This window comes from Streptomyces sp. NPDC053367 (assembly GCF_044545925.1).
GTDB lineage: Bacteria > Actinomycetota > Actinomycetes > Streptomycetales > Streptomycetaceae > Streptomyces.
In genome coordinates, this window is the sequence record NZ_JBITYN010000009.1 from 297,426 (window position 1) to 323,521 (window position 26,096).

Below are 26,096 nucleotides of genomic sequence, written 5' to 3' on the forward strand. Positions count from 1 at the left end.
CTGCGGGGCGGGCCCGCTCGCCGTTCCTGAGAGGATTCAGGGGTGAGTGACGAAGTGCAGCCCGGCCATGTCCGTGTCCGACTCGACCTGTCCTACGACGGGACCGACTTCTCCGGCTGGGCCAAGCAGGCCGGCGGGCGGCGGACCGTGCAGGGCGAGATCGAGGACGCGCTGCGGACGGTGACGCGGTCGCGGGAGACGTACGAGCTGACCGTGGCGGGCCGGACGGATGCCGGGGTGCACGCGAGGGGGCAGGTGGCGCATGTGGACCTGCCCGAGGACGTGTGGCGGGAGCATCACGAGAAGCTGCTCAAGCGGCTCGCCGGGCGGCTGCCGAAGGACGTGCGGGTGTGGGCGCTCCGGGAGGCGCCCAGCGGCTTCAACGCGCGGTTCTCCGCGGTGTGGCGGCGCTACGCCTACCGGGTCACCGACAACCCGGGGGGTGTGGACCCGCTGCTGCGGGGCCATGTGCTGTGGCACGACTGGCCGCTGGACGTGGACGCCATGAACGAGGCGGCCCGGGGGCTGCTGGGGGAGCACGACTTCGCGGCGTACTGCAAGAAGCGCGAGGGTGCCACGACCATCCGCACGCTCCAGGAGCTGAGCCTGGTCAAGGGCGCGGACGGGATCATCACGGCGACCGTGCGGGCGGACGCGTTCTGCCACAACATGGTGCGCTCGCTGATCGGCGCGCTGCTGTTCGTCGGGGACGGCCACCGGGCGCCGGACTGGCCCGCCGAGGTGCTGGCCGCGGGGGTCAGGGACTCGGCCGTCCATGTCGTACGACCGCACGGGCTGACGCTGGAAGAGGTCGGCTATCCGGCGGACGAGCTGCTCGCCGCGCGCAGCCGGGAGGCACGGAACCGGCGGTCTCTGCCCGGTTCGCCCGGCTGTGAAACCTGCTAGTTACCTGCATTTCTCACGAGAACTTCCGGCATATGGCGACATACCGGACGTAAGCCCTCACTCACCTCTTACGGCATTCACACCTCTCGTATAGCCTTTCCCCGCTCGGTCGTCGGTTCGAATGGGGAGACCGGGTCAGGGGTGGGGATCGACGGGCCCGTGACGGCCCAGGGTGGGTTTCTTTGGCATGAGTTCTGTGGGACCCGTGCGTACCGGCGGCCGTCGGGCCGTACGGCAGAGCGGTGGCCGGCGCAGGGCGGGGCGTGGGGGACAGGCTTCACTGGGCCTGCTGCCGCTGCCGCCGACGGACCGGGAGAAGTACTCGTACACCCGAAGGCATCTGTGGATCCTGACGGTCAGTTCGCTCGTCAGCTTCTGCTGTCTGACGGTGAGCCAGTTCAAGCTGGCGCAGTCCACGCCCATCCTGTGGGCGTACACGCCGCTGCTGGTCTTCACGGTGCTCTACTACCTGGTGTCGCTGCGGGTGAACGGCTTCACCCGCGACTTCGACATCGGCCACCACAAGCGCCTGGTGCACAACTGGCGCCCCGAGGTCTACCCGACCGTGGACGTCTTCCTGCCGGTGTGCGGTGAGCCCATCGAGGTGCTGCACAACACCTGGAAGCATGTGCGGCAGATGGCCGACCACTACCCGGGCCTGTGTGTGCCGTTCGTGCTCGACGACTCCGCCAGCCCCGAACTGGAGGCCATGGCGCGGGACTTCGGGTTCCGCTACGGCACCCGGGAGAACCGCGGCTGGTTCAAGAAGGCCGGCAACCTGCACTTCGGGTTCGCCCGGTCCGACGGCGAGTTCATCCTCATCCTGGACGCCGACTTCACCCCGCGCGCCGACCTCCTCGAAGAACTGCTGCCGTACATGGCCGAGGACCCGCGCGTCGGCATCGTCCAGTCGCCGCAGTACTTCCGGGTGCTGGACTCGCAGAACTGGATCGAGCGCGGCGCGGGAGCCGTGCAGGAGCTGTTCTACCGGTCCGTGCAGGTCTCCCGGCAGGGCAGCGACGGCGCGATCTGCGTCGGCAGCTGCGCCGTCTACCGGCGGGCCGCCCTGGAGACCAACGGCGGCACGACCCTCATCGAGCACTCGGAGGACGTGCACACCGGCTTCGACCTGCGCGGCCTCGGCTGGGACCTGCGCTATGTGCCGGTCGCCGTGTCCACCGGCGTGTGCCCCGACAACGCGGGCGCCTTCTTCAACCAGCAGTACCGCTGGTGCTCCGGCTCCATGAGCCTGCTCGGCAGCCGCAAGTTCTGGCAGGCGAGGATCAAGTTCTCCAGCCGGCTCTGCTACATGTCCGGCTTCTTCTACTACATCCACACGGCGCTGTTCACCTTCGCCGCCCCGGTCATCCCGATCGTGCTGCTGCTGGCCATGCCGGAGAAGCTGATGGTGGAGCATCTGCTGCTGGTCGCGCCCAGCATCCTCTACACCACCATCGTCTTCCCCATGTGGCACCGCGCCCCCTACCGGCTGGAGGCCTGGGCCGCCCGCATGATGTACGGCTGGGCGCACGTCTTCGCCATCTGGGACATCCTGCGCAAGAACCGCATGGGATGGCAGCCGACCGGCTCCTCGGGAGCCAAGAAGAACAAGACCCGGCGCTTCTGGACCGGCATGTGGGTCTGGAGCGGCGGCACGGCCCTCGTCTGGGTCCTCGCCGCGGTGTACCGCACCTTCACCATGGACGCCCCCGACTTCGCGCTGATCCTGTCCTCCGGACTCTTCTACGCGCTCGTCGTCGGGCGAGTCCTGGTCCAGCCCCGCGCGGAGGCGACGGCCCCATGACCTTCCTCACCCGTACCCGTACGGCCCTCGCGGCCCTGCTGATCTCGGTGCTCGCGCTCAGCGGCTGCTCGCTCCTCGGCGACGACGGCGCCGCCGGCGGCCCGGCGAACGGCGGCGGCAAGGGCGGCCCCCGGGTCTCCGAGAGCGCCGGGGCGGCCGTCCCCTACGACGTCGTCCCGCTGCTGCGGCCGCAGAAGAAGTACTTCGGCGCCGCCGTCGAGGGCGCGCCGAACTCGATGGACGGCTACCGCGCCTACTCCGGCATGGTCGGCAAGAAGCCCAACCTCATCGAGTACTACGCCGCCTGGGGCGACGGCTTCGACGCGACCGGGGTGCGCAACGCCTGGCGCGAGGGCGCCCTCACCCTGGTGTCCTGGGAGCCGTTCGACGTGTCCCTCGCCGACATCGCGGCGGGCAGGTCCGACACCTACCTCACCGAGTACGCGACGGCGGTCCGCAGGCTGAACCTGCCGATCGTGATCTCCTTCGCCGACGAGTTCAACGGCCACTGGGAGAAGTGGGGCACCGAGTACGCCACCCCCGGCCAGTACGTCGGCGCCTGGCGCCACATCCATGACGCGTTCGCCGAGGCCGGCGCCACCAACGTGATCTGGGCGTGGTCGCCGAACATCGTCAACCCGGTGGCGGGCGTCAAGCTCAAGCCGTACTACCCCGGCGACGGCTACGTCGACTGGGTCGGTCTGATCGGCTACTGGACCATCGAGCAGCCCAACGCCTTCGACAGCGTCTTCGGGCCCACCGTCGACCAGGTCCGCACCTTCACCGAGAAGCCGATGATCCTGCTGGAGACCGCCGCCATGGCCGGTGAGCGGCGCCGGGCCGACATCCGCGTCCTCTTCGAGAGCGTGGCCGCGGACGACGACCTCCTGGGCTTCATCTGGTTCAACCACAACAAGCGCGCCGACTGGCGGCTGGAGGCGAGCCCGCTGGCCCTCGAGGAGTTCAAGCGCCTGGCCGCCGACGACCGGTTCGGCTTCGACGTACGGACGCCGTGATGACCTCCCGATACGAGCACTACACGCCTCAGCCGTACGACCCTTACGCCGACCAGTACGACCAGTCCGAACAGTACGACCAGCCGTACCACCAGGAGACCTACCAGCAGCCCTCCTACGGCTACGACGTCCGGGCCGAGCCGTACCAGCAGCAGTACTGGCAGCAGCAGCCGGTGCAGGACCCCGCGCCCCAGGAGTTCTGGGAGCCGGAGCAGCCCGCGTACCACGTGCCCGAGACGCCCGACGCCGGCTGGGACGACAAGCCGAGCAGGCGCCGGGACTGGGTCAGCCGGGGCATCCTCCTGGTGATCCTGGCGGTCCAGGCGGCGCTGTCGCTGAGGCTGTCCAACACGGCCTTCCAGGACGAGGCGCTCTATGTGGCGGCCGGGCACAACATCATCGACCACTGGACCGACGGCACCCCGCTGAACAACGGCTACGAGAAGTACTTCTCCGGCTCGCCGATGCTCTACCCGGTGGCGGCCGCGTTTGTCGACGGCTACTTCGGCCTGACCGGGGCCCGGCTGCTCAGCCTCGCCTGCATGCTCGGCGCGACGGCCCTGCTGTACTCCTTCACCCGGCGCCTGTTCAACGAGCGCGTGGCCCTCGCCGCCGCGGCCCTGTTCGCGGTGACCCAGCCCAGCATCGTCCTCGGCTTCTTCGCCACCTACGACGCCCCGGCGATCTTCCTGCTGGCGCTCGCGGCGTGGATCGTCGTGCGCACCGGCCGGGGCCCGGTCCTCGCCGTGCTGCTCGCCGCGCCGGTCATGGTGCTGGCCGTCGCCGTGAAGTACGCCTCCGGGCTCTATCTGCCGACACTCGTCGTGCTCGCCGCGCTCACCGCCTGGCACCACCGGGGCTGGGGCAGCCTGCTGCGCGCCTTCGTGCTGGGCCTCGGCACCGCCGCCCTGGCCGGGGTGGGCCTGATGTACACCGACGTGCTCGCCGGTGTACGGCAGACCACCACCAACCGGCAGCACGGCACCGACTCCGCGATGTCGCTGATCGAGAAGTCCGTCGAGTGGGGCGGCCTGATGTTCGCCACCGCCGTCGCGGGCGCCCTCGCCTACATGCTGCGCGGCCGGATGAACGAGTCCCCGCGCTCCTACGGCCTGATGGGCCCCGGCTGGCGCTGGCGCGCCCTGCTCGGCACGGTGCTCACCTGCACCGCACTGCTGGCCCCGGCGTACCAGATCCATCTGCAGACCTCGGTCTCGCTGTACAAGCACCTCGACTTCGGACTGCTGTTCGCCGCACCGATGGCGGGCGTCGGGGTGATACGGCTGGTCGGCAAGCACTTCCGCTACCCGCAGCTGGGCATCCTGCTGTGGGTCTCCGCCCTGTGCCTCGGCGTCTCCCAGTCCGAGTGGCGGTTCGGGCTGTGGCCCGACTCCAGGGCGATGGTCCAGGCGATCGAGCCGTACATGAAACCCGACGGCCACTACCTCGGCGCGACCTACGAGGTGCCGACGTACTACCTGCGCGACAGGACCGGGCACGCCCAGTGGTCGTCGACGTACGGCTTCGGCTACTCGGACGACAAGGGCAGGCCCCACGAGGGCCGGGAGGCGTACCGCCTGGCCATCAGGGACGGCTACTTCGATCTCGTCCTGCTGGACGGCATCGCCACCCCGGACCTGGAGGAGTTCCTCGCTCGGGAGATCACCCTGAGCGGGCACTACCGGCTGATCGGCAAGATCCCGCACGAGATGCCGGGGGCGACCACCTCCTACCGGATCTGGGTCAAGACGTCCTGAGCGGCCGAGGGGGGCCGCAGCGGGTTTCGGGCGCAGGGGAGGACCGCGCCCGCAGGGGAGGGGAAGAAGAGAGATGACGTACGGCTCGGAGGGCGTCCGCGTCACCGTGGTGATGCCCACCTACAACGAGGCGGCGAATCTGCCGCGCATGGCCGAGGCGGTGCTGGCGCTGCCGCTGCCGGGGCTGCACCTGAAGATCGTCGACGACTCCAGCCCGGACGGCACCGGGCGGATCGCCGAGGAGCTGGCCGAGAAGTACGGCATCGACGGCCCGCGGATGAGCGTCCTGCACCGCACGGAGAAGGACGGCCTCGGCCGCGCCTACGTCGCCGGCATGAGCGCGGCGCTCGCCGAGGGCGCCGACTACGTCGTCCAGATGGACGCCGACGGCAGCCACCCCGTGGAGGCCGTGCCGCGCATGCTGCAGGCGGCCCTGGACGAGGGCGTCGGCCTGGTGATCGGCAGCCGGTACGTCGAGGGCGGAGCCCTGGACGAGGAGTGGGGCCGGCACCGGGTGCTGCTGTCCCGGTTCGCCAACCGCTACGCCCGGACCGTGCTCGGCACCGACATCCGGGACATCACGGCCGGCTTCAACCTGTGGTCGGCCGCCACGCTGCGCGACGTCGACCTGGCCGCCCTGGACAGCGCGGGCTACAGCTTCCAGGTGGAGCTGAAGTACAAGGCCGTACGCGCCGGGCACCGGGCGGTGGAGGTCCCCATCCGCTTCGAGGAGCGGATGGAGGGCACCTCCAAGATGACGCTGCGCACCCAGCTGGAGTCGGCGGTCGTGCCGATCCGGCTGCGGCTCAAGCACCGCTGACGGCTACGGCTGGGCCGCCGCCGACGCCTGGGCCTCACCGCGGCGGCGGATCTGGCGGAAGGCGAACTCGGCCAGGTCGTCGCCCTGCTTGAACACGGCCGTGTCCTTGGTGGTGACGTCCTTGCCGCTGGTGAACCCGGCGACGGTGAAGTAGGCGTAGCGGCCGTAGCTGTTCGTCGTCGAGCGGCACACGGCACCGTTGCAGAAGTCCTTGACGCCGTTGCCGGACAGCGACCGCACGAGGCTCTTGGAGTCGGCCTGCCCCTTGGCCCGGGTCGCCTGCGCCTCGGTGTCGAACACGGCCACGCCGACGGTCACCGCGACGCCGTCCTTGACATAGGTCACCCGCAGCAGGCGCCGGCAGGCGTTCGCCTTCAGGACGTTCGGGAGGGTGCCCTGGGTGGCCGAGGCGCAGTCGGGCGTGTCCGCGGTCGGGCCCTTGCGGTACACGGTCTCGCCCATGGTCAGCTGCGTGCCCGGGAAGAGGATGTCCGGGCTCAGCGGTGCCGTGTCCTTGTTCTTGCTGGACACGAAGTCCTTCGGGTCCAGCGGCGGCGGCGCGGTCGTCGGCTCGAAGGACGGCGCCGGGGCGGTGGAACCGGGGATGTCCGCCGTCGCGGGCAGCTGCGAGGACGGCGCGTCAGCCTCGGGTCCGCCGTCGTTCGCCGAGACGACGGCCACGGCGACGACCGCGCCCACCGCGACGGTGGCCAGCGCTCCGCCGACGACCATCAGCAGCCGGCGCCGCTTCTTGCGCGCCTCCGACGCCTCGGCCAGTGCCGCCCAGTCCGGGGTCCCGTCGGTGCCGCTGTTCCAGGACTGCTGCTGCGAATGCGGTGTCCAGGGATCCCACTGGGACTGGGGTCCCCCCTGCCCATAGTTCATGGGGGTGCATCTTAGAGGGGGCCGTCGCGGGCGTTGCCCGTAGACTGGGTGACTCGAACAGCGCAGTCCCGGTGGCGCTTCCGGCTCGTTTTGACCCGGCAGTGGCGCCCCAGGTATTCTGCGTGTTCGTTGTGTATTGGCTTGCTCATTCTCACGGGACGGGCCCTTACACCGGTCCACCGGGCCGATGACCAGCGACCAGCACGCGGTTTGCGTCACCGCAGTGCGGTCAGGGCTGTCGTGATCGTTTCGGTGACCTGTTCAGGACCATTCACTCGAAGCGAAGGCTACGAACCGTGCGTACGTACAGCCCCAAGCCCGGCGATGTGACGCGCCAGTGGCACGTCATCGACGCCCAGGACGTTGTCCTCGGCCGTCTCGCCAGCACCGCCGCCTCCATCCTGCGGGGCAAGCACAAGCCGATCTACGCGCCCCACGTCGACACCGGTGACTTCGTCATCATCATCAACGCCGACAAGGTGCACCTCTCCGGCAACAAGCGGACCCAGAAGATGGCGTACCGCCACTCCGGCTACCCGGGTGGTCTGCGTTCCGTCCGCTACGACGAGCTGCTGGCGAAGAACCCCGAGAAGGCCATCGAGAAGGCCGTCAAGGGCATGCTCCCCAAGAACACCCTGGGCCGTCAGATGCTCTCCAAGCTGAAGGTCTACTCGGGCGACCAGCACCCCCACGCTGCCCAGCAGCCGGTGCCGTTCGAGATCACCCAGGTCGCGCAGTAAGTCCGGCCACCCCCTAAGACTGAAGAGAATCTGAGGAGCATCGTGGCCGAGACCACTGCCGAGCAGCCGCTCGAAGAGCTTGACATCGACAGCTACACCACCGAGTCCGAGGTTCCGGTGGAGGGCGAGTACACCTCCGAGTCCCTCGCCTCCCGCTTCGGCGAGCCCCAGCCGGCCGCCGGCCTGGGCCGTCGCAAGAACGCCATCGCCCGCGTCCGGATCGTCCCGGGCACCGGCAAGTGGAAGATCAACGGTCGCACCCTCGAGGACTACTTCCCGAACAAGGTGCACCAGCAGGAAGTCAACGAGCCGTTCAAGGTTCTCGAGCTCGAGGGCCGCTACGACGTCATCGCCCGCATCTCCGGCGGCGGCGTCTCCGGCCAGGCCGGCGCCCTGCGCCTCGGCGTGGCCCGTGCGCTGAACGAGGCCGACGTCGACAACAACCGCGGCCCGCTGAAGAAGGCCGGCTTCCTCAAGCGCGACGACCGTGCGGTCGAGCGCAAGAAGGCCGGTCTCAAGAAGGCCCGCAAGGCCCCGCAGTACAGCAAGCGCTAAGCTTCGCTGCCTGCTCGTACGTCTGCGGGGCCCCGCCCCGCCCGCGTACTTCGAACGCCCCGGCGGCACGCCACTGTGCCGTCGGGGCGTTCGTCTATCCCCTCGCCGGGCCCTGCCCGGCGAGGGGCTTGTCCCAGGGACGCTTTTCCCGGGGATGGTTTTTCCCAGTGATGGGCGTATAACGACACAAGGCGATCGTGGGCCTGTGTCATCTGAACACCGGGCATCGAGTCCCTCGTGCGCCCGGTACGGAAGCGGTGTGCGCGAGCCGCACCGGCACGCCCTTCCCGAACTGACGCTTTTCTCAGGAGGACAAGTGGGACGACTCTTCGGCACGGACGGCGTGCGCGGTGTCGCCAACGCGGATCTGACGGCCGAGATGGCTCTCGGTCTCTCCGTCGCGGCGGCCCACGTGCTGGCCGAGGCGGGCACCTTCGCGGGCCACCGGCCGACCGCGGTGGTCGGGCGGGACCCGCGCGCGTCCGGGGAGTTCCTGGAGGCAGCGGTCGTCGCGGGCCTGGCCAGTGCCGGGGTGGACGTGCTGCGCGTCGGTGTGCTGCCCACGCCGGCCGTCGCGTACCTGACCGGTGCGCTCGGCGCCGACCTGGGCGTCATGCTCTCCGCCAGCCACAACGCCATGCCCGACAACGGCATCAAGTTCTTCGCGCGCGGCGGCCACAAGCTCGCCGACGAGCTGGAGGACCGCATCGAGTCCGTCTACGAGGAGCACCGCACCGGCGCGCCCTGGGACCGGCCGACCGGCTCGGGCGTGGGCCGGGTCCGCAACTACGACGAGGGCTTCGACAAGTACGTCGCCCACCTCGTCGGCGTGCTGCCGAACCGCCTCGACGGCCTGAAGATCGTCCTCGACGAGGCGCACGGCGCCGCCGCGTGGGTGTCGCCCGAGGCGTTCTCCCGGGCCGGCGCGGAGGTCGTCACCATCGGCGCCGAGCCCGACGGCCTCAACATCAACGACGGCTGCGGCTCGACCCACCTCGACAAGCTCAAGGCAGCGGTCGTCGAGCACGGGGCCGCCCTCGGTATCGCGCACGACGGCGACGCCGACCGGTGCCTCGCCGTGGACCACACCGGTGAGGAGGTCGACGGCGACCAGATCCTGGCCGTCCTCGCCCTCGCCATGCGGGAGTGGGGCGCGCTGCGGTCCGACACCGTCGTCGCCACCGTCATGTCCAACCTCGGGTTCAAGCTGGCCATGGAGCGTGAGGGCATCCAGCTGGTGCAGACCGCGGTCGGTGACCGGTACGTGCTGGAGTCGATGAAGGAGCACGGGTACGCGCTCGGCGGTGAGCAGTCCGGGCACGTGATCATCCTCGACCACGCGACCACGGGTGACGGCACTCTGACCGGCCTCATGCTGGCCGCGCGCGTGGCCGAGACCGGGAAGCCGCTGCAGGAGCTGGCCTCCGTGATGGAGCGGCTGCCTCAGGTGCTGATCAATGTGCCTGACGTGGACAAGTCCCGGGTGAAGACGTCCGGGGAGCTGGCCGCGGCCGTCACCGAGGCCGAGCGGGAGCTGGGGGCCACCGGGCGGGTGCTGCTGCGTCCCTCGGGCACCGAGCCGCTGGTGCGGGTCATGGTGGAGGCGGCCGACATCGAGCAGGCTCGGAGTGTTGCCGGGCGGCTGGCCGACGTCGTGAAGTCCGCGCTCGGATAGGGCCGACCCGGGTTCGGGGTGCGGGGTTGTGAGTCGCGGCCTTTCCGTCGTCGGTGGCTGCTCGCGCGCACGCGGCGGTAGCCGTATGTCGGACACAGCCCCGCGCCCCCTCAGAGGCGCTTCCGCCAGAGCCACTTCTGGATGAGCAGGGTCATCGTCCCCGCCACCACGATGCCGCCCAGGTTGGCCAGGAGCTGGCCGGCCGAGCCCCAGGTCTGGGAGTAGTCGCTGTAGGTGAACGCCATGGCGGCGTTGGCGGCGGCGGGGACGGTCGTGACCGAGATGGCGACGCCGATGAGGGCGCCGGACTTGGCCGAGGTCAGGGAGAGCGTGCCGGCGATGCCTGCGAGGAAGGCGACCACGAAGGACATCGAGTCCGGCTGCCAGATGAAGGCCGTGTTGGGGCGGGCCCCCTCGATCATGTCCTTGTTGAACAGGCCGACGGCGTCCATGAGCCAGCCGAACCCCGCGGTGAGGAGCATGGCGGCGGCGAAGCCGGCCAGCAGCGCCCACAGACAGCGCCACACGCGCTGCGGGGCGCGCTGGACCAGGGCCGTGCAGACGCCCGCCAGCGGGCCGAACTCCGGGCCGACCGCCATCGCGCCGACGATCAGGATCGCGTTGTCGAGCATCACACCGCAGGCCGCGAGCATGGTCGCCACCGCCAGGAAGCAGACGTAGGTGACGCTGAGCGTCGACTCCTCGTGGGTCATGTCCGTCAGGTGGTCCCACAGGACCGCGTCGGCCGCTTCGCCGGGGGCCTCCTCCTCGGCCTTGTCGGCGCGCTTGGACAGCGACAGGTCGATGTTCTCCACGGCGATCGAACCGGTCGCGTCCAGGCCCAGTTCCTGCAGCTCGCCGATGAGTTCGTCGGCGGCCTCGCGGGCCACGTCGCACAGGACGACGTCCCCGGCGGGGTTGCGGGCCGCGCCCGGCACCACCACCAGATGTGTGGTGCCCACCGTCTTCTCGAGCAGTCGGACCACGGTGTCGGTCCGGTCGGCCGGTGTGATCAGGCGCAGATGCAGCATGCGCCATTTGTAGCAGTGGTCAGAGCTTGCGCAGGCTGAGCCTCTGCACCTTGTGGTCCGGGCCCTTGCGCAGCACCAGGGCGGCGCGGCCGCGGGTCGGGGCGATGTTCTCCACCAGGTTCGGCTTGTTGATCGTGCGCCACATCGTGCGGGCGTAGTCCAGGGCCTCCTCCTCGGAGACCTGGGTGTAGCGGCGGAAGTACGAGGACGGGTTCTGGAACGCCGTCTCGCGCAGCCGCTTGAAGCGGTTGAGGTACCAGCGCTCGATGTCCTCGGTGCGGGCGTCGACGTACACGCTGAAGTCGAAGTAGTCGGCGAGGCCGACCCGGGTGCGGCCGTCCTTGCCGGGCAGGGCGGGCTGCAGGACGTTCAGGCCCTCGACGATCAGGATGTCCGGGCGGCGGACGGAGAGCTTCTCGCCGGGGACGATGTCGTAGATCAGGTGCGAGTAGACGGGTGCGGTCACCTCGCCCTTGCCGGCCTTGATGTCGGCGACGAACCGGGTCAGCGCCCGGCGGTCGTACGACTCCGGGAAGCCCTTGCGGGACATCAGGCCGCGCGCCTGGAGCTCGCGGGTCGGCAGCAGGAAGCCGTCCGTGGTGACCAGCTCGACGCGCGGGTGCTCGGGCCAGCGCGACAGGAGGGCCTGGAGCAGACGGGCCACGGTCGACTTGCCCACGGCGACCGAACCGGCGACCCCTATGACGAAGGGGGTGCCCGACTGGGAGCCCTGCTCGCCGAGGAAGGTGTTCAGGGCGCCGCGCAGGCCGTCCGTGGCGCCGACGTAGAGATTGAGGAGCCGGGACAGCGGCAGGTAGATGTCCCGCACCTCGTCGAGGTCGATGACATCGCCGAGACCGCGCAGTTTCTCGACCTCCTCGGCGCTGAGCGGCAGCGGCGTCTTGTCGCGCAGCGCGCTCCATTCCGCTCGGGTGAGGTCGACGTAGGGAGTCGCCTCCGGCCTGGGCCGGTGGGCGCTCCGGGGCATCGAGGGGACCGGAGAGATCACAGTCCATTGTTAACGGAGTTTGAACGGGGTGGTGGGTGTGCTCCGTCACGCCCGGTCGGGCGTACAGGCGGAAGTGGTCGTTCCGAAGGGCTGAACGGGGCTGATTTTTTCCGAATTCGGGCACGCGGAGGGGTGTTCGGGTGTTGATCCGCCCGTAGGCTGCCTCGCATGTGCGGAATCGTGGGATACGTAGGGCCGCAGTCGGCGCTCGAGGTCGTGATGGCCGGACTGAAGCGGCTGGAGTACCGGGGGTACGACTCGGCGGGCGTCGCCGTGCTCGCGGACGGCGGGCTCGCCGCCGCCAAGAAGGCCGGCAAGCTGGTCAACCTGGAGAAGGAGCTGGCCGAGCGCCCGCTGCCGACCGGCTCGACCGGCGTCGGGCACACCCGCTGGGCCACGCACGGCGGCCCGACCGACGCCAACGCCCATCCTCATCTGGACAACGCCGGGCGAGTGGCGGTCGTGCACAACGGCATCATCGAGAACTTCGCGGTGCTGCGCGCCGAACTGGCCGAGCGCGGACACGAACTGGCCTCCGAGACGGACACCGAGGTGGTGGCCCACCTGCTGGCGGAGGAGTTCTCCGCGACGGCGGACCTGGCGGAGGCGATGCGGCTGGTGTGCCGCCGGCTGGAAGGCGCGTTCACGCTGGTCGCGGTGCACGCGGACGAGCCGGACGTGGTGGTGGGGGCGCGGCGCAACTCGCCGCTCGTGGTCGGCGTGGGGGAGGGCGAGGCGTTCCTCGCCTCGGACGTGGCCGCGTTCATCGCCCACACCCGGTCGGCCGTGGAACTGGGCCAGGACCAGGTCGTGGAGCTGCGCCGGGACGGGGTCACGGTGACGGGCTTCGACGGCACACCGGCCGACGTCCACGCCTACCACGTCGACTGGGACGCCTCGGCCGCGGAGAAGGGCGGCTACGACTACTTCATGCTCAAGGAGATCGCCGAGCAGCCCAGGGCGGTCGCCGACACCCTGCTGGGCCGCATCGACGCGGCCGGCTCGCTCACCCTGGACGAGGTGCGGATCTCGGCGGCCGAGCTGCGGGAGGTCGACAAGGTCGTCATCATCGCCTGCGGTACGGCGTACCACGCCGGCCTGATCGCCAAGTACGCCATCGAGCACTGGACCCGCATCCCCTGCGAGGTCGAGCTGGCGAGCGAGTTCCGCTACCGGGACCCGATCCTGGGGCCGAGGTCCCTGGTGATCGCCGTCTCCCAGTCCGGCGAGACCATGGACACGCTGATGGCCCTGCGGCACGCCCGTGAACAGGGCTCGAAGGTCCTGGCCATCTGCAACACCAACGGCTCGACGATCCCCCGCGAGTCGGACGCGGTGCTGTACACGCACGCGGGCCCGGAGGTGGCCGTCGCCTCGACGAAGGCGTTCCTGACCCAGCTGGTCGCCTGCTATCTGGTGGCCCTGTACCTCGGCCAGGTGCGCGGCACCAAGTGGGGCGACGAGATCCGCGCGGTCGTCAGGGACCTCGCGCAGATCGCGGGCGAGGTGGAGCGGGTCCTGGAGACGATGGAGCCGGTGCGTGAGCTGGCCCGCTCCCTGGCCTCGAAGGACACGGTCCTGTTCCTCGGCCGCCACGTCGGCTACCCCGTCGCCCTCGAAGGCGCCCTCAAGCTCAAGGAACTCGCCTACATGCACGCGGAGGGCTTCGCCGCGGGCGAGCTCAAGCACGGGCCGATCGCCCTGATCGAGGAGGACGTGCCCGTGGTGATCGTCGTGCCCTCACCGCGGGGCCGCTCGGTCCTCCACGACAAGATCGTCTCCAACATCCAGGAGATCCGCGCGCGCGGTGCCCGCACGATCGTCATCGCGGAGGAGGGCGACGAGGCGGTCGTCCCGTACGCGGACCACCTCGTACGCATTCCGGCGACTCCCACCCTGCTCCAGCCGCTGGTCGCGACCGTCCCGCTCCAGGTCTTCGCCTGCGAGCTGGCCACGGCCCGCGGCAACGAGGTGGACCAGCCGCGGAACCTGGCGAAGTCGGTGACGGTGGAGTAGCCCTTCAGGGCGCTCGACGAAGACGACGAGCGCGCGCGGCGGCGAGGTCCATGGCGAGGACCGCCCGGCCTGGGGACGAGGGAGCCCCGGCCGGGGGACGAGGGAGCCCCGGCCGGGGACGAGGGAGCCTCCGGCCCTAGCCGCACACGTCCCGCCAGGCCCTGCCCAACGCCCCCGCCACGTCCTGCGCGCTGACCGGTGCGCCCTGTGCCGCGTACCGGCCCGCCAGGCCGTGCAGGTACGCCGCCGCGCTTCCGGCGTCCAGCGGGGACAGGCCCGCGGCCAGCAGGGAGCCCGCCAGGCCCGACAGGACGTCGCCGCTGCCCGCTGTGGCGAGCCAGGGGGTGCCGGTGGGATTCACTCGTACCGGGGTGTCCGGGGACGCGTCCGCCACCAGGGTCGTCGAGCCCTTGAGGAGGACCGTCGCCCCGTAGCGGCGGGCCAGTTCGCGGGCCGACCTCAGGCGGGCCCGCTCCACCTCCTCCCGGGTCACTCCCAACAGGGCCGCCGCCTCTCCCGCGTGAGGGGTCATCAGGGTGGGCGCCGTGCGCGCGTGTACCGCCTCCCGGTCCGCCAGGCGCAGGCCGTCCGCGTCGAGCAGGACGGGGACGTCCGCGGACAGCACCTCGGCCACCGTCGCCGCGTCGTCGCCCGCGCCCGGGCCCACGACCCACGCCTGGACCCGGCCCGCCCTGGCCGGCCCCCGGTCCGAGACCAGGGTCTCCGGGAAGCGGGCGAGCACCGCCTCCGCGGCGGGGCCCACGTACCGGACGGCTCCCGCGCCGCCCCGCAGGGCGCCTGCCACGGCCAGGACCGCCGCGCCCGGGTAGCGGGCCGAGCCGGCCGCCACGCCGACCACGCCCCGCCGGTACTTGTCGCTCTCCGCGGCCGGGGCCGGCAGCAGCGCCGCCACGTCCCCGTGCTGGAGCGCCTCCGCGTCAGGGACCTCCGGCAGGGCCAGGCCGATGTCCACCAGGCGCACCGTGCCCGCGTGGTCACGCGCCGGGTCGATCAGCAGGCCCGGCTTGTGCGTGCCGAAGGTGACCGTGAGGTCGGCGCGGATCGCGGTGCCGTGCACCTCGCCCGTGTCGGCGTCCACACCGCTCGGCAGGTCCACCGCCACCACCGGCGCGGCGGAGGACCCGCACCAGGCCGCCAGCCGCTCCGCCTCCGGGCGCAGGCCGCCCTTGCCGCCGATGCCCACGATGCCGTCCAGGACGAGGTCCGCCCGGGAGACCCACCGCTCCGCGTCCGCCGTGCCCGTCACCGTGCCGCCCGCCCTGCGCAGGGCCGCCAGGCCGCCCTCGTGCGCCCGGTCCGGCGACAGCAGCACCGCCGTCACGCCCGCGCCCCGGCGGGCCAGCCGCGCCCCCGCGTACAGGGCGTCGCCGCCGTTGTCGCCGCTGCCGACGAGCAGCACCACCCTGCTGCCGTAGACCCGGCCGAGCAGGTCGGCGCAGGCGGCCGCCAGTCCGGCCGCCGCCCGTTGCATCAGCGTCCCCTCCGGGAGGCGTGCCATCAGGCTCCGCTCGGCGGCCCGTACCGTTTCCACGCTGTAGGCAGTACGCATGACGACGAGTCTGCCCTCAGCCCTCCGCGATCACCACCGCCGAGGCCACTCCGGCGTCATGGCTGAGCGACACATGCCAGGCACGGACGCCGAGTTCGGCCGCGCGGGCCGCGACGCTGCCCCGTACGCGAAGGCGCGGCTGCCCGCTGTCCTCCACGTACACCTCGGCGTCCGTCCAGCGCAGGCCCGACGGAGCGCCCAGCGCCTTGGCCAGGGCCTCCTTCGCCGCGAACCGGGCGGCCAGCGAGGCGTTGCCCCTGCGCTCGCCGCCCGGCAGCAGCAACTCGCTGTCCAGGAACAGGCGGCGGGCGAGTCCGGGCGTGCGTTCCAGGGACGCGGTGAAACGGTCGATCTCCGCCACGTCGATACCGACCCCGATGATGCTCATGCCGAGCACCCTAGAGCCGGGGCGGGCGGGGCGCGGCAGGAGGGCGGGGCGTTCGCGCGACCCGGCGCCACGCGCAGCGGCTGCGCCCACCCGTCCCGTCCCGTCGGCACGATCGCGCGCCACGCGCAGCGGCTGCGCCCACCCGTCCCGTCCCGTCGGCACGATCGCGCGCGGCCCGGGGCGTACGTCCGGGTGACTCCCGTGCGCGGCGCCCCCGCCCCGTCGCGGCCGGCCGTTTTGCTGATGGTGTGACGAGTGGACCGACTGTCCCGAAGAGCGCGGCCGTACTCCTCGCCGCCGTGACCCTCCTCCCCGCCGGCACCGCGGCCGCCGCCCCGGTGCCGCCCGGGCCCGCCCCCGGCGTCGTCGGTAGGCAGCTGGTGCCCGGTGCGGCGCCGGCCTGGCAGATCGACACGCCGGACCAGGTGCTGCCGCCACGCGTCTACGTCCCCTCCGCGCGGGAGGACGCCGTCGAGCCGCGGCCCGCACCCGCCGGCGCGTACGACCCGGTCGAGTACGTGCCCCTCGGGGATGCCGTCACACGCGTGGCGTGCAGCAGGCAGACCGGGCCGTATCAGCGGCAGGTCGAGAAGTGGCTGAAGCTGAAGGTGGACGGGAAGCAGTCGGCGGCCGACTGCCGTGCCGTCCGGGCGTTCCAGCTGAAGTACCGGATCAAGCCCGCCATCGGGTTCGCCGGACCCGTCACCTGGGCGCACATGATGCTGCTGTCCGCGCGGAAGAACCCCAACGCGGCGAAGAAGTGCCCGGTGCGCACGTACCGGGTCGCCTGTGTCGACCTCGCCCGGCAGGTGACGTGGGTGCAGAAGGGGAAGAAGGTCGTCTTCGGGCCGGTACCGATGCGGAGCGGGCGGGCCGGGTACCGGACGCGGACCGGGTGGCACACCGTCTACTGGCGGCACAAGAACCACGTGTCCACGCTGTACGGCCAGCCCATGCCCTACGCGCAGTTCTTCGACGGCGGGCAGGCCTTCCACGCCGTGTACGGGACCATCTTCACCACCGTCGGCTCGATGGGCTGCGTCAACCTCCGGCTCGGGGACGCAAGGAAGCTGTGGGGCGTGCTGAGGAAGGGCGACCGGGTGTACGTGTGGGGCCGCAGGCCCGGCACCTGAGGACGCGCCCTCTCGGGGGCCGTCCCGCCCCTCTGAGACACTGGGCGGGATGAGTACGACTGCGTTCCCGCCCTCCGCCCCGCTGCGCGCCCGCGCCGAGATCGACCTGGCCGCGCTGCGGGCGAATGTGCGCACCCTGCGGGAGAAGGCGTCCGGCGCGGCCGTCATGGCCGTGGTGAAGTCCGACGCGTACGGCCACGGGGCGGTGCCGTGCGCCCGCGCGGCCCTTGCGGCGGGGGCGGCCTGGCTGGGCACGGCCACGCCCGAGGAGGCGCTGGCGCTGCGGGCCGCGGGGCTGACGGACGTACGCATCCTGTGCTGGCTGTGGACGCCCGGCGGGCCCTGGCGCGAGGCGATCGACGCCGACGTCGACGTCTCCGTCAGCGGGATGTGGGCCCTGCGCGAGGTCACCGCCGCCGCGCGGGAGGCGGGCCGTCCGGCGCGGGTGCAGCTCAAGGGCGACACCGGGCTCGGGCGCAACGGCTGCCAGCCGGGCGACGACTGGGCCGGACTGGTCGGCGAGGCCCTGCGCGCCGAGCGCGAGGGGCTGATCCGGATCACCGGCCTGTGGTCGCACTTCGCCTGCGCCGACGAGCCCGGCCACCCCTCCATCGAGGCCCAGCTCACCCTCTTCCGGCAGATGCTGGCGTACGCCGAGCAGCGGGGCGTACGCCCCGAGGTGCGGCACATCGCCAACTCGCCGGCCACGCTCACGCTGCCCGAGACCCACTTCGACCTGGTCCGCGCCGGCATCGCCGTCTACGGCGTCTCGCCCGCCCCCGAGCTGGGCACCCCGGCCGAGCTGGGCCTGCGCCCGGTGATGACGCTGTCGGCGTCCCTGGCCCTGGTCAAGCACGTGCCCGGCGGCCACGGCGTCTCCTACGGCCACCACTACACGACCCCCGGCGAGACCACCCTCGCCCTGGTCCCGGTCGGCTACGCCGACGGCATCCCGCGCCACGCCTCCGGGGCCGGTCCGGTCCTGGTCGGCGGCAAGTGGCGCACGGTCGCGGGGCGGATCGCGATGGACCAGTTCGTCGTCGACCTCGGCGGCGACGAGCCCGCGGCGGGGGACGAGGCCGTCCTGTTCGGCCCCGGCGACCGCGGCGAGCCCACCGCGCAGGACTGGGCGCAGGCCGCGGGCACCATCGCGTACGAGATCGTCACCCGGATCGGAAGCCGTGTGCCCCGCGTCTATGTGAACGGGGAAGAACAGGGGTAACCGACCCCTGACCCGGCCGAGCCGGCGCATCACCGAGTGAGGAGCGGTACGTGAGCGAGAGCAGCGCGGAGGCCGTCGCGGCCGTCGAGGCCGTCGCCTCCGCCACGGGGGCGGCGGCCGCGGCGGCGAGCTGGCGCCGGGCCACCGGCATCGCCGGAGTGGCGATAGGCGTCGTCGCGGCGGGCGCGGCGGCGGGTCTCGCCATAGAGCGGATGACCGTGGGACGCGGCATGCGGCAGAAGGCGCGCCTCGCCCTCGACTCCGCGGGCCCCTACGGCGCGTTGCGCGGCACGCCCGGCAAGGCGTACGCCGACGACGGCACCGAGCTGTACTACGAGGTGGACGAACTCGACCCCGAGGGCGGTGAGGCGCCCCGGCGGCGCCGGCTGTTCGGCCGCAAGGCACCCGCCCCCGTCACGGTCGTCTTCAGCCACGGCTACTGCCTCAGCCAGGACTCCTGGCACTTCCAGCGGGCCGCGCTGCGGGGTGTCGTACGGACCGTGCACTGGGACCAGCGCAGCCACGGCCGGTCCGGGCGCGGGGTGGCGCAGGTCCAGGACGGGGCGCCGCTGAGCATCGACCAGCTGGGGCAGGATCTGAAGGCCGTCGTCGACGCGGCCGTGCCCGACGGGCCGGTCGTGCTGGTCGGGCACTCCATGGGCGGCATGACCGTCATGGCGCTGGCGGCGCAGTACCCCGAGCTGATCCGCGACCGGGTCGTCGCGGTCGCGCTCGTCGGTACGTCGTCCGGGCGGCTCGGCGAGGTCAACTTCGGGCTGCCCGTCGCCGGGGTGAACGCGGTGCGTCGGGTGCTGCCGGGCGTGCTGAAGGCGCTGGGGCAGCGGGCCGAGCTGGTGGAGAAGGGGCGCCGGGCGACGGCCGACCTGTTCGCCGGGATCATCAAGCGCTACTCGTTCGCCTCCCGGGACGTCGACCCGGCCGTGGCCCGGTTCGCCGAGCGGATGATCGAGGGCACGCCCATCGACGTGGTCGCCGAGTTCTACCCGGCCTTCACCGACCACGACAAGACGGAGGCGCTCGCGCACTTCCGCGAGCTGCCGGTGCTGGTGCTGGCCGGCGTGCAGGACCTGGTCACGCCGAGCGAGCACAGCGAGGCGATCGCCGACCTGCTGCCGGACGCCGAGCTCGTGCTGGTGCCGGACGCCGGGCACCTGGTGATGCTGGAGCACCCGGAAGTGGTCACCGACCGGCTCGCCGATCTCCTCACCCGTGCGGGGGCCGTCCCGGCAGGGGCTACCGTGGGTGGCTATGGAAGCAGCAGCACCGCACAGCCGCGTTGAGACCCGGCTGACCGTGACCTCCCCCGACCAGATGCGCGAGCTCGGCCGGCGCCTGGCCGAGGTGGTGCGCGCGGGGGATCTTGTGATGCTCAGCGGGGAGCTGGGCGCGGGGAAGACCACGCTGACCCGGGGGCTCGGGGAGGGGCTGGGGGTGCGCGGAGCCGTCACCTCGCCGACCTTCGTCATCGCCCGGGTGCACCCCTCGCTGGTGGACGGGCCGCCCCTGGTCCATGTCGACGCCTACCGGCTGGGCGGGGGCCTCGACGAGATGGAGGACCTCGACCTCGATGTGTCGCTGCCGGAGTCGGTGGTGGTCGTCGAGTGGGGCGAGGGCAAGGTCGAGGAGCTGACCGAGGAGCGGCTGCAGGTCGTCATCCACCGGGCCGTGGGGGACACGGACGACGAGGTGCGGCGGGTGACCCTGACGGGGCTCGGTGAGCGGTGGGCTTCCGTGGATCTGGACGCACTGGGCGCCTGAGCCCCTGAGCGACAGGGCGTTGTCCCGCCCCGCGTTTCGTGGTTAGGTTTGCCTTACTTACTCCGGCATCCGTCCCAGGAGGCGTCCGTGCAGGTCGACGAACCACACGAGAAGCAGCCCGGTGAGCCGTCCGTCGTTCCCATGCGGGAGCTGCTCGCGGCCTGCGCCGCCGCCACCGTCGTCTCCACGCCGCCCCCGGCGCCCCGGCCGCGCGCCGAGGCCGCGTAGGGCTGTCGGACACCAGGGCTAACGGATCACCACGACCTTCCGGCCGATCGTCGCGAACTCCCACATCGCGTCGCCGTCCTCGCGGGACTCGCGGATGCCGCCCGTCCGGCGGCGCGGGTCGGGCCGGGGCGTGGAGCCGTCGCGGGCCGCGCTGAAGCCGACGGACACGCCCCGCACGCTGGCGAAGCGGACCACGTGCTCGATGGGCGTGCCGTCGGTGCCGGTGACCGTGCTGGAGCGGGAGCTGACGGTGTACGTGCCGGGGGCGGGGTCGACGGTCCCGGGGGTGACCTCGAAGGTGCGCAGGATCCGGTGGCGGGGGCCGACGAGCCAGACGCGGTCGTCGTCCACCGAGTACACGACCCGTTCACCCGATCCGGACCCCGGCGGCAGGGCCGCGGGATGCCGCGTGTCGCGGGGGGCCCGGGTGAGGGACACGTCCGAGGGGGACAGCGGGTGCGGCCGGCCCAGCTCCGGGGGGACGTTCGCGGAGGCCTGGTAGGTGAGGAAGCCGACCGTGGCGACGGCCGCCGCGGTGAGGGCGGCCACGAACCCCGAGCTGCTGCTTGTCACCGTCGTCCACCTCTGTGTCGTACGTCCCGGTTCGTGCCGACGTTAGCAGTCACCGCGAGGCCGACCGGGGCGGCCGTGCGGGCGGCGCGGGGGCCGTAGGCTGTTTGCGTGCTCTTGCTCGCTCTGGATACCGCCACCCCCGCCGTCACCGTCGCGCTGCACGACGGCTCGGACGTCATCGCCTCGTCGAGCCAGGTGGACGCGCGCCGGCACGGCGAGCTGCTGCTGCCGGCCGTGGACCGTGTGCTGGGCGAGGCCGGGCTGAAGCTCGACGCCGTCACCGGCGTCGTCGTCGGCATCGGCCCCGGCCCCTACACCGGACTGCGCGTCGGCCTGATGACCGCCGACACCTTCGCCCTCGCCCTCGGCGTGCCCGTGCACGGCGTGTGCACGCTGGACGGCCTCGCCTACGCCGCCGACATCGAGCAGGGCCCCTTCGTCGTGGCGACCGACGCCCGGCGCAAGGAGGTCTACTGGGCGACGTACGCCGACTCCCGGACCCGGCTCACCGACCCGGCCGTCGACCGGCCCGCCGACATCGCCGAGCGGGTGGCCGGACTGCCCGCCGTCGGCGCGGGCGCGCTGCTCTACCCGGACACCTTCCCCAGCGCCCACGAGCCCGAGCACGTGTCGGCCGCGGCGCTGGCCTCGCTGGCCGCCGAGCGGCTCGCCGCGGGGGAGGAGCTGCCGGCTCCCCGGCCGCTGTACCTGCGCCGGCCGGACGCGCAGGTGCCGAAGAACTACAAGGTGGTCACCCCCAGGTGACCGCGCCCGTGACGAGCCCCCGACTGCGCGAGATGCGCTGGTGGGACATCGACCCCGTGCTGGAGCTGGAGCGGGACCTCTTCCCCGAGGACGCCTGGTCGCGGGGCATGTTCTGGTCGGAGCTGGCCCACGCCCGCGGCCCCGGCTCCACCCGCCGCTACGTCGTCGCCGAGGACGGCGGGCGGATCGTCGGCTACGCGGGCCTGGCCGCCTCCGGGGAGCTCGGCGATGTGCAGACCATCGCCGTGGCCCGGGACCAGTGGGGCACCGGGCTCGGCGCGCGGCTGCTGTCCGAGCTGCTGCGCGCGGCGACCGCCTTCGAGTGCTCCGAGGTGATGCTGGAGTGCCGGGTGGACAACACCCGCGCGCAGCGGCTGTACGAGCGCTTCGGCTTCGAACCCATCGGGTTCAGGCGCGGCTACTACCAGCCGGGGAACGTGGACGCCCTGGTGATGCGCCTGAACGACCCAGCGAACGCACAAGGAACCGAGATCAATGGCTGACGAACCCCTGGTTCTGGGGATCGAGACCTCCTGCGACGAGACCGGCGTCGGCATCGTCCGGGGCACCACGCTCCTCGCGGACGCCGTCGCCTCCAGCGTCGACGAGCACGCCCGGTTCGGCGGCGTCGTGCCCGAGGTGGCCTCGCGCGCCCATCTGGAGGCGATGGTCCCCACCATCGACCGCGCCCTGAAGGAGGCCGGGGTGAGCGCCCGCGACCTCGACGGCATCGCGGTCACCGCCGGGCCCGGCCTGGCGGGCGCGCTGCTGGTCGGCGTCTCGGCGGCCAAGGCGTACGCCTACGCCCTGGGCAAGCCGCTGTACGGCGTCAACCACCTGGCCTCGCACATCTGCGTCGACCAGCTGGAGCACGGCCCGCTGCCCGAGCCGACGATGGCCCTGCTGGTCAGCGGCGGCCACTCCTCGCTGCTGCTGTCCTCCGACATCACCTCCGACGTCCGCCCGATGGGCGCCACCATCGACGACGCGGCCGGCGAGGCCTTCGACAAGATCGCCCGGGTGCTGAACCTGGGCTTCCCCGGCGGCCCGGTCATCGACCGGTACGCCAAGGAGGGCGACCCGGAGGCGATCGCGTTCCCGCGCGGGCTGACCGGGCCGCGCGACCCGGCGTACGACTTCTCCTTCTCGGGTCTGAAGACGGCCGTGGCCCGCTGGATCGAGGCCAGGCGGGCCGCGGGCGAGGAGGTGCCGGTGCGTGACGTGGCGGCCTCCTTCCAGGAGGCGGTCGTCGACGTGCTCACCCGCAAGGCCGTACGCGCCTGCAAGGACGAGGGCGTCGACCACCTGATGATCGGCGGCGGTGTCGCGGCCAACTCGCGGCTGCGGGCGCTCGCCCAGGAGCGCTGCGAGCGGGCGGGCATCCGGCTGCGGGTGCCGCGGCCGAAGCTGTGCACCGACAACGGCGCGATGGTGGCCGCGCTCGGCGCCGAGATGGTCGCCCGGGGCCGGGCCGCCTCCGGCTGGGACCTGTCGGCGGACTCCTCCCTGCCGGTGACGGACCCGCACGTGCCGGGCCACGACCATGTGCACGAGGTCAGCAAGGAGAACCTGTACCCGTGACGGTCGCCCTGATGTGGGAGGCCCGGGCCGTGCCCGGCCGCGGCGCGGAACTGCTGGCCTGGGCACGGGCGCAGGAGCTCACCCCCGAGCCCCTGCGCCGGGAGACCTTCCGCGCCCCGCAGGACCGGGTCCTGGTCATCACCTGGTGGGACGCGCCCTTCGACGCCGGCCTCCCCGAACTGCCGGAGCCGGACGGGGAGCTGGTGACCCGGGCGGTGCACCGCTGGCGGTTCGAGCCGGTCGGCTGACACCCCTCGGGCTCAGCGCGCCCCGAGACTCGGCCCGCCTGCGACTCGGCCCGCCTGAGCTCAGTGCGCCTCCGACTCGCACCGCAGCCGTCGCGTCCCGTCCAGCACCCGTGTCTCCCCGCTCAGCCGCAGCCGCACGGTGTGCCGTACGTCCGCGCTGGAGGCGGCGACCCGCAGCTCCAGGTCGCCCGGCTCGACGATGCGCCGGCCGTGGGCGTCCGTGAAGGACGACAGGTCGGCATGGAAGCGGAAGCGGACGCGGGCGGCCTCACCGGGGGCGAGGTCGACGCGGTGGTAGCCGACGAGACGGACGTCGGGGCGGGTGACCGAGGCGACGGGGTCGTGCAGATAGAGCTGGACCACCTCCGTGCCCGCCCGCTCGCCCGTGTTGCGGACGGTGAGCCCGAGGTCCAGGGAGCCGTCGGTGGGCAGATCGCCGCCGTCGGTGAAGTCCTCCCAGGCGAAGGACGTGTAGGAGCGGCCGTGCCCGAAGGGGTAGAGCGGCGTCGGGTCGAGGCTGCTGACGTCCCCGGCCAGGCCCAGCGGCGGCTGGAGGTAGGTCCACGGCTGCCCGCCGGGCCCGCGCGGCACGCTCACCGGGAGGCGGCCGGAGGGGTTCACCCGGCCGGACAGCACACCGGCCAGCGCCGGGCCGCCCTCCTCGCCGGGGAAGAATGCCTGCACGGTCGCGGCCAGCCGGTCGTGCCAGCGGCCCAGCGCGTAGGGCCGGCCGGTGAGCAGGACCAGGACGACGGGGACGCCGGTCGCGAGCAGCGCGTCGAGCAACGCGCCCTGCACTCCCGGCAGCTCCAGGTCGGCCACGTCGCAGCCCTCGCCCGAGGTGCCCCGCCCGAACAGGCCGGAGCGGTCGCCGAGCACCGCCACGCACACATCGGCCTCGGTGGCCCGGGCGACGGCCTCCTCGAAGCCGGAGGTGTCCGCGGTGTCGACGCCGCAGCCCTCGGCGAACGTCACCTTGGCGTCGGGGAGTTCGGTGCGCAGCGCGTCCAGGACGGTGGGGATGTCGACGCCCATGGGGATGTCGGGGTGCTGGACGCCGACATGGGAGGGGAAGGAGTAGCAGCCGAGCATGGCGAGCGGGTCGGTCGCGCGCGGGCCGACCACGGCGATCCGCGCGTCCGGGGAGAGCGGCAGCGTGGCCTCGGGGTCGGCGAGCAGGACGACCGACTGCTCCGCGAGGCGCCGGGCCAGCGCGCGGTTCTCCGCCGAGTCCAGGTCGACCGACTCGGGCACCTCGGGCTGCCAGTCCTCGTCCAGCAGGCCCAGTTCGCACTTCTGCAACAGCACCCGCCGGGCCGCCCGGTCCACCACCTCCTCGGGGATCCGGCCCTCCTCCACGGCGGTCACGAGCGGGTCGCCGTAGCAGTCCAGGGTGGGCAGCTCGACGTCCACGCCCGCCGCGAGGGCCGCGTGCGCCGCGTCCGCCGAGCCCGCGGCCACCCGGTGCAGGGTGCGCAGGAAGTCGACGCCGAAGTAGTCGGAGACGACCGTGCCGGTGAACCCCCAGGTCTCCCGCAGCAGTTCGGTCAGCAGCCGGGCGTCGGCGGTCGCGGGCACACCGTCGGTCTCGTTGTACGCCGCCATCACCGACCGCGCCCCGCCCTCGCGCAGCGCCATCTCGAACGGCGGCAGCGTCACGTCCCCGAACTCGCGCACCCCCGCCCGTACCGGCGCGAGATTGCGGGCGCCCGCGGAGGACGCGTACCCGGCGAAGTGCTTCAGCGTCGCCACGATCCCCGCCGACTCAAGGCCCCGCACATAGGCGGCGCCGATGGTGCCCACCAGGTACGGGTCCTCGCCGATGGTCTCCTCGACCCGGCCCCAGCGCGGATCGCGTACGACGTCCAGGACCGGCGCGAGGCCCTGGTGGACGCCGACCGTGCGCAGGTCGCGGCCGATGTGCCGGGCCATCTCCTCGACCAGGGCCGGGTCGAAGGAGGCGCCCCAGGCGAGCGGCACCGGGTAGGCGGTGGCGCCCCAGGCGGTGAAGCCGGCCAGGCACTCCTCGTGAGCCATCGCCGGGATGCCGAAGCGGCTCGCGGCGGCGATCGTGCGCTGGGCGGCTGCCAGCGAACGGGCGCCCGCCGCCGCCTCGACGGGGGCCGTGCCGAAGGGACGGGTGAGCTGCCCGAGCCCATGGGTGATCAGCTCGTCCCAGTCGTAGTCGGCGTTCATCTGGTCCTGGTGCGGGGCGACGCCGTCGCCGTCGGTGCCGGCGCCCACCCAGACGCCGTACAGCTGGGCGGTCTTCTCCTTCAGGGTCATCCGGGAGAGCAGGTCGGCGACGCGGTCGGAGGGGGGCAGGGCGCGGTCGCGCCAGGGGGCGGTGGTCATGGAACTCCTGTCAGAGTCGAGTGGGACGGCGTGGGGGCGT

The 26,096-nt window shown here is 72.4% G+C and carries 25 protein-coding genes; 18 read left to right on the forward strand and 7 right to left on the reverse strand.

Annotated elements, in window-relative coordinates; all coding sequences use genetic code 11:
- The first annotated feature begins 42 nt into the window (after positions 1-42).
- The 5 genes from truA to ACIGXJ_RS26090 all read left to right on the forward strand — a co-directional run bounded on the left by truA (position 43) and on the right by ACIGXJ_RS26090 (position 6,303).
- Positions 43-906 carry a tRNA pseudouridine(38-40) synthase TruA gene (truA, locus tag ACIGXJ_RS26070; RefSeq protein ID WP_399649815.1) on the forward strand — a complete coding sequence of 288 codons (864 nt, stop codon included), beginning with the start codon at positions 43-45 and terminating at the stop codon, positions 904-906.
- A gap of 187 nt (positions 907-1,093) precedes the next feature.
- Entirely contained in the window at positions 1,094-2,710 is a 1,617-nt protein-coding gene (locus ACIGXJ_RS26075; RefSeq protein ID WP_399649818.1) for a glycosyltransferase family 2 protein, read from the forward strand.
- On the forward strand, positions 2,707-3,726 hold the full coding sequence (locus ACIGXJ_RS26080; protein ID WP_399649821.1) for a glycoside hydrolase family 26 protein: 1,020 nt from the start codon (positions 2,707-2,709) through the stop codon (positions 3,724-3,726). Before ACIGXJ_RS26075 ends, ACIGXJ_RS26080 begins: the two co-directional genes overlap by 4 nt.
- Positions 3,726-5,483, forward strand: a complete 1,758-nt coding sequence (locus tag ACIGXJ_RS26085; RefSeq protein WP_399649823.1) for a glycosyltransferase family 39 protein — start codon at positions 3,726-3,728, stop codon at positions 5,481-5,483. Before ACIGXJ_RS26080 ends, ACIGXJ_RS26085 begins: the two co-directional genes overlap by 1 nt.
- Positions 5,484-5,556: 73 nt before the next feature.
- Entirely contained in the window at positions 5,557-6,303 is a 747-nt protein-coding gene (locus ACIGXJ_RS26090; protein ID WP_399649825.1) for a polyprenol monophosphomannose synthase, read from the forward strand.
- A gap of 3 nt (positions 6,304-6,306) precedes the next feature.
- Here the strand turns inward: ACIGXJ_RS26090 and ACIGXJ_RS26095 are convergent, their stop codons facing one another.
- A complete protein-coding gene (locus tag ACIGXJ_RS26095; RefSeq protein WP_399649828.1) occupies positions 6,307-7,188 on the reverse strand; it encodes a hypothetical protein in 882 nt (293 codons plus the stop codon).
- Positions 7,189-7,484: 296 nt separating this feature from the next.
- Between ACIGXJ_RS26095 and rplM the strand changes: the two genes are divergently transcribed.
- The 3 genes from rplM to glmM all read left to right on the forward strand — a co-directional run bounded on the left by rplM (position 7,485) and on the right by glmM (position 10,158).
- Positions 7,485-7,928: a 50S ribosomal protein L13 gene (gene rplM / locus ACIGXJ_RS26100; RefSeq protein ID WP_019526965.1), complete on the forward strand. Its 444-nt coding sequence runs from the start codon at positions 7,485-7,487 to the stop codon at positions 7,926-7,928.
- A 42-nt stretch (positions 7,929-7,970) separates the two neighbouring features.
- On the forward strand, positions 7,971-8,483 hold the full coding sequence (gene rpsI / locus ACIGXJ_RS26105) for a 30S ribosomal protein S9 (protein ID WP_399649832.1): 513 nt from the start codon (positions 7,971-7,973) through the stop codon (positions 8,481-8,483).
- Between the two features lie 316 nt (positions 8,484-8,799).
- Positions 8,800-10,158, forward strand: coding sequence for a phosphoglucosamine mutase (glmM, locus tag ACIGXJ_RS26110; RefSeq protein ID WP_399649835.1), 1,359 nt, complete (start codon positions 8,800-8,802; stop codon positions 10,156-10,158).
- A gap of 110 nt (positions 10,159-10,268) precedes the next feature.
- On the opposite strand, the gene ACIGXJ_RS26115 is transcribed toward glmM, so the two are convergent.
- Positions 10,269-11,189, reverse strand: coding sequence for a DUF389 domain-containing protein (locus ACIGXJ_RS26115; RefSeq protein WP_399649838.1), 921 nt, complete (start codon positions 11,187-11,189; stop codon positions 10,269-10,271).
- Positions 11,190-11,208: 19 nt separating this feature from the next.
- A complete protein-coding gene (coaA, locus tag ACIGXJ_RS26120; RefSeq protein WP_399649841.1) occupies positions 11,209-12,177 on the reverse strand; it encodes a type I pantothenate kinase in 969 nt (322 codons plus the stop codon).
- Between the two features lie 189 nt (positions 12,178-12,366).
- On the opposite strand from coaA, the gene glmS reads away from it, so the two are divergent.
- The gene (gene glmS, locus ACIGXJ_RS26125) at positions 12,367-14,214 is read left to right on the forward strand and encodes a glutamine--fructose-6-phosphate transaminase (isomerizing) (protein ID WP_399649844.1); all 1,848 of its coding nucleotides are present in this window, start codon (positions 12,367-12,369) and stop codon (positions 14,212-14,214) included.
- 136 nt (positions 14,215-14,350) lie between these two features.
- Here glmS and ACIGXJ_RS26130 read toward each other — a convergent pair whose 3' ends face one another.
- Positions 14,351-15,784, reverse strand: coding sequence for an NAD(P)H-hydrate dehydratase (locus tag ACIGXJ_RS26130; protein ID WP_399649847.1), 1,434 nt, complete (start codon positions 15,782-15,784; stop codon positions 14,351-14,353).
- 16 nt (positions 15,785-15,800) lie between these two features.
- Positions 15,801-16,172 (reverse strand): holo-ACP synthase, encoded by a 372-nt coding sequence (locus ACIGXJ_RS26135; RefSeq protein WP_399649849.1) that lies wholly within the window; start codon positions 16,170-16,172, stop codon positions 15,801-15,803.
- Positions 16,173-16,420: 248 nt separating this feature from the next.
- On the opposite strand from ACIGXJ_RS26135, the gene ACIGXJ_RS26140 reads away from it, so the two are divergent.
- The 5 genes from ACIGXJ_RS26140 to ACIGXJ_RS26160 all read left to right on the forward strand — a co-directional run bounded on the left by ACIGXJ_RS26140 (position 16,421) and on the right by ACIGXJ_RS26160 (position 20,534).
- Entirely contained in the window at positions 16,421-17,305 is an 885-nt protein-coding gene (locus tag ACIGXJ_RS26140; RefSeq protein ID WP_399649852.1) for a L,D-transpeptidase family protein, read from the forward strand.
- A gap of 49 nt (positions 17,306-17,354) precedes the next feature.
- Entirely contained in the window at positions 17,355-18,527 is a 1,173-nt protein-coding gene (gene alr / locus ACIGXJ_RS26145; protein ID WP_399649855.1) for an alanine racemase, read from the forward strand.
- Between the two features lie 50 nt (positions 18,528-18,577).
- Complete coding sequence (locus tag ACIGXJ_RS26150) at positions 18,578-19,828, forward strand: alpha/beta fold hydrolase (protein ID WP_399649858.1); 1,251 nt, start codon at positions 18,578-18,580, stop codon at positions 19,826-19,828.
- Positions 19,797-20,306: a tRNA (adenosine(37)-N6)-threonylcarbamoyltransferase complex ATPase subunit type 1 TsaE gene (gene tsaE, locus ACIGXJ_RS26155; protein ID WP_399649861.1), complete on the forward strand. Its 510-nt coding sequence runs from the start codon at positions 19,797-19,799 to the stop codon at positions 20,304-20,306. The genes ACIGXJ_RS26150 and tsaE overlap by 32 nt, the downstream gene beginning before the upstream one ends.
- An 87-nt stretch (positions 20,307-20,393) precedes the next feature.
- Positions 20,394-20,534 (forward strand): hypothetical protein, encoded by a 141-nt coding sequence (locus ACIGXJ_RS26160; RefSeq protein ID WP_399649863.1) that lies wholly within the window; start codon positions 20,394-20,396, stop codon positions 20,532-20,534.
- 18 nt (positions 20,535-20,552) lie between these two features.
- Here ACIGXJ_RS26160 and ACIGXJ_RS26165 read toward each other — a convergent pair whose 3' ends face one another.
- Entirely contained in the window at positions 20,553-21,107 is a 555-nt protein-coding gene (locus tag ACIGXJ_RS26165) for a hypothetical protein (RefSeq protein ID WP_399649866.1), read from the reverse strand.
- A gap of 108 nt (positions 21,108-21,215) precedes the next feature.
- Between ACIGXJ_RS26165 and tsaB the strand changes: the two genes are divergently transcribed.
- From tsaB to ACIGXJ_RS26185, 4 genes are read left to right on the forward strand one after another with little or no spacing between them, the layout of a single operon-like run.
- Positions 21,216-21,872, forward strand: coding sequence for a tRNA (adenosine(37)-N6)-threonylcarbamoyltransferase complex dimerization subunit type 1 TsaB (gene tsaB, locus ACIGXJ_RS26170; RefSeq protein ID WP_399649869.1), 657 nt, complete (start codon positions 21,216-21,218; stop codon positions 21,870-21,872).
- Positions 21,869-22,375 (forward strand): ribosomal protein S18-alanine N-acetyltransferase, encoded by a 507-nt coding sequence (rimI, locus tag ACIGXJ_RS26175; protein WP_399649873.1) that lies wholly within the window; start codon positions 21,869-21,871, stop codon positions 22,373-22,375. Before tsaB ends, rimI begins: the two co-directional genes overlap by 4 nt.
- Complete coding sequence (gene tsaD / locus ACIGXJ_RS26180; protein WP_399649876.1) at positions 22,368-23,453, forward strand: tRNA (adenosine(37)-N6)-threonylcarbamoyltransferase complex transferase subunit TsaD; 1,086 nt, start codon at positions 22,368-22,370, stop codon at positions 23,451-23,453. The genes rimI and tsaD overlap by 8 nt, the downstream gene beginning before the upstream one ends.
- Positions 23,450-23,701, forward strand: coding sequence for a hypothetical protein (locus ACIGXJ_RS26185; RefSeq protein ID WP_399649879.1), 252 nt, complete (start codon positions 23,450-23,452; stop codon positions 23,699-23,701). The genes tsaD and ACIGXJ_RS26185 overlap by 4 nt, the downstream gene beginning before the upstream one ends.
- Before the next feature lie 60 nt (positions 23,702-23,761).
- Here the strand turns inward: ACIGXJ_RS26185 and ACIGXJ_RS26190 are convergent, their stop codons facing one another.
- Positions 23,762-26,056 carry a glycoside hydrolase family 3 N-terminal domain-containing protein gene (locus ACIGXJ_RS26190; RefSeq protein WP_399649882.1) on the reverse strand — a complete coding sequence of 765 codons (2,295 nt, stop codon included), beginning with the start codon at positions 26,054-26,056 and terminating at the stop codon, positions 23,762-23,764.
- Positions 26,057-26,096: the final 40 nt, after the last annotated feature.

Coding starts and splice junctions, on each gene's coding strand:
- ACIGXJ_RS26085 (WP_399649823.1), top strand. CDS start 3,726: ATGACCTCCCGATACGAGCACTACACGCCTCAGCCGTACGACCCTTAC.
- ACIGXJ_RS26130 (WP_399649847.1), bottom strand. CDS start 15,784: ATGCGTACTGCCTACAGCGTGGAAACGGTACGGGCCGCCGAGCGGAGC.
- ACIGXJ_RS26080 (WP_399649821.1), top strand. CDS start 2,707: ATGACCTTCCTCACCCGTACCCGTACGGCCCTCGCGGCCCTGCTGATC.
- ACIGXJ_RS26090 (WP_399649825.1), top strand. CDS start 5,557: ATGACGTACGGCTCGGAGGGCGTCCGCGTCACCGTGGTGATGCCCACC.
- ACIGXJ_RS26075 (WP_399649818.1), top strand. CDS start 1,094: ATGAGTTCTGTGGGACCCGTGCGTACCGGCGGCCGTCGGGCCGTACGG.
- ACIGXJ_RS26095 (WP_399649828.1), bottom strand. CDS start 7,188: ATGAACTATGGGCAGGGGGGACCCCAGTCCCAGTGGGATCCCTGGACA.
- ACIGXJ_RS26135 (WP_399649849.1), bottom strand. CDS start 16,172: ATGAGCATCATCGGGGTCGGTATCGACGTGGCGGAGATCGACCGTTTC.
- ACIGXJ_RS26115 (WP_399649838.1), bottom strand. CDS start 11,189: ATGCTGCATCTGCGCCTGATCACACCGGCCGACCGGACCGACACCGTG.
- tsaD (WP_399649876.1), top strand. CDS start 22,368: ATGGCTGACGAACCCCTGGTTCTGGGGATCGAGACCTCCTGCGACGAG.
- glmS (WP_399649844.1), top strand. CDS start 12,367: ATGTGCGGAATCGTGGGATACGTAGGGCCGCAGTCGGCGCTCGAGGTC.
- tsaE (WP_399649861.1), top strand. CDS start 19,797: ATGGAAGCAGCAGCACCGCACAGCCGCGTTGAGACCCGGCTGACCGTG.
- coaA (WP_399649841.1), bottom strand. CDS start 12,177: ATGCCCCGGAGCGCCCACCGGCCCAGGCCGGAGGCGACTCCCTACGTC.
- alr (WP_399649855.1), top strand. CDS start 17,355: ATGAGTACGACTGCGTTCCCGCCCTCCGCCCCGCTGCGCGCCCGCGCC.
- ACIGXJ_RS26190 (WP_399649882.1), bottom strand. CDS start 26,056: ATGACCACCGCCCCCTGGCGCGACCGCGCCCTGCCCCCCTCCGACCGC.